Origin of the sequence: Undibacterium sp. MH2W, assembly GCF_049340215.1 — a bacterium.
Taxonomy (GTDB): Bacteria; Pseudomonadota; Gammaproteobacteria; order Burkholderiales; family Burkholderiaceae_D; genus Undibacterium.
Genome location: NZ_JBMPPA010000020.1, coordinates 1 through 1,574 on the forward strand (window position 1 = coordinate 1; position 1,574 = coordinate 1,574).

General features: G+C 46.3%; 3 protein-coding genes. All 3 read right to left on the minus strand.

The genetic code is table 11. From position 1 onward, the window contains the following. Window positions 1-479: glycoside hydrolase family 19 protein (locus ACO0K2_RS19655; RefSeq protein WP_423021754.1), on the minus strand; the 479-nt coding region annotated here is incomplete at its 3' end. Continuing rightward, window positions 476-814 carry a hypothetical protein gene (locus ACO0K2_RS19660; protein WP_423021755.1) on the minus strand — a complete coding sequence of 113 codons (339 nt, stop codon included), beginning with the start codon at window positions 812-814 and terminating at the stop codon, window positions 476-478. The genes ACO0K2_RS19660 and ACO0K2_RS19655, both read right to left, overlap by 4 nt. Continuing rightward, complete coding sequence (locus ACO0K2_RS19665) at window positions 814-1,251, minus strand: hypothetical protein (RefSeq protein WP_423021756.1); 438 nt, start codon at window positions 1,249-1,251, stop codon at window positions 814-816. Before ACO0K2_RS19665 ends, ACO0K2_RS19660 begins: the two co-directional genes overlap by 1 nt. Window positions 1,252-1,574: the final 323 nt, after the last annotated feature.

Consider the following 1,574-nt stretch of genomic DNA (forward strand, 5'->3'; position numbering starts at 1 on the left):
TGTCTTTCGGATAGCCCATTCAGCCCTCCATTGATTTTTCGGGTGATCGTGACAAAGAAGTCTTTATCTGCCAATTCGTTAAGCCCGTGCGTCTGCCAAAACCACGCGGCTGATCGACAAGCATTGATCGGCTGTTCAAGCAACTCAGGATGATTTACGCAGTCGATTTTCAAAGCAGCAGCAACGAGTTGATAGTTGTTTAGCCCCGTGATCTGAATCAATCCCCTGCCCTTGTACTTCTCACCGTCTCCCGGGTGAATGTCGCCCAAGTCTTTGCGCCCTTGGTATGCCGCTCCACTCGCTAACTCTTTCACATAGAGCAATTGGCAGCTTTCGTGAGCTATTTGCGCTAAAAAACTGGCCTGACGCAATGGCGTGTTAATCTGAAATTCCTGCATGGCAGCGACCAGCGGAGCAAAAAATGATGCCGCCCGATCTTTTGCCAGAGGCATTATTTTTTGCAGCTGGTCGAGTGTCATTTGTCGGCTTTCCCGTCAATCTTGGTTTGCAACTGATTAATCGACTCACGTGTGTCGCGCGCGCTTTCGCGGATTGCGTCAACAAGATCCTTGATGGTCTCGTCCAAGCGGTCCAGACTCTTACTAAGCTCGTCTTGAGTAACGTGGTGGGTGGCGACGTAAAGTTTAAAATCGGTCAATTCTTTCTGCGCCTGCTCAAGCTTCAATTGATGATCTTTCAGCGACTCATCGATTTGATGAACATTTCTACGCAGTAGAAAAGTGACTGTTCCAAATATTGTGGAGAAGATGGTTCCTGCCACGCCGACACCCTCGATCAGAAAAGACGTGTCCATTAAGAAACCTCCTGCGCATGCAGTGCCTTCAATTCATCAGGCGAATAGATAAAACCTCGGATAAGAAATCCTTGAACATTCCAGATCGGATCGGATTCTTCATGCCGACCATGGTTTTGACCTCGATGATGGAGTTCGCAAAGAGGAAGCTGGTTATATTCGGAATCAACGAACGAGGTCGGATCATTTACATCAAACGCCTCCCAATCAAATCCCTGAGTCAACTTGATAAGATCCCAAATTGGATGCTTTTTAGGAATGGGAACAGGGCACTGAAGCTTGTGAGAAAACAAAACGTCTGTTTTATTTGTTGCAACGTCTTTAATCCATTGCCAATCGATGACGAGCTGATATGCCCACTCAAAAAAGCGATGGTGAAATTCGAGCTTCTCTTTGTCACCACAGATCGAGCAAGCATCGTAGCCCGATGCTTTCATTTTCTTTTTCGTGTGTACGAATAAGCTCGATTCTTTTCGCTGTTCATGATCTGGATAAAACGTATCTTCGGTCAAGGTTGCTTTCTTTTCATGCTCATTTTTAACTTGCATTAGAGTTCCTTTGGACATAAAAAAACCCGCCGAAGCGGGTTGTTTAAAGTGAGGTCGAGTTAATTAAATACCGCTGCAAGATACGGTCAATACGTCACCAGCGATAAATGGGGTAGAAGCCCCGGTTGTTCGTGCGTAAGCGCTAAGAGTCACTGAAGTAGTCGATTGTGCGGTAACACCGACAACGATTGACGCACTATTAGACACGTCTT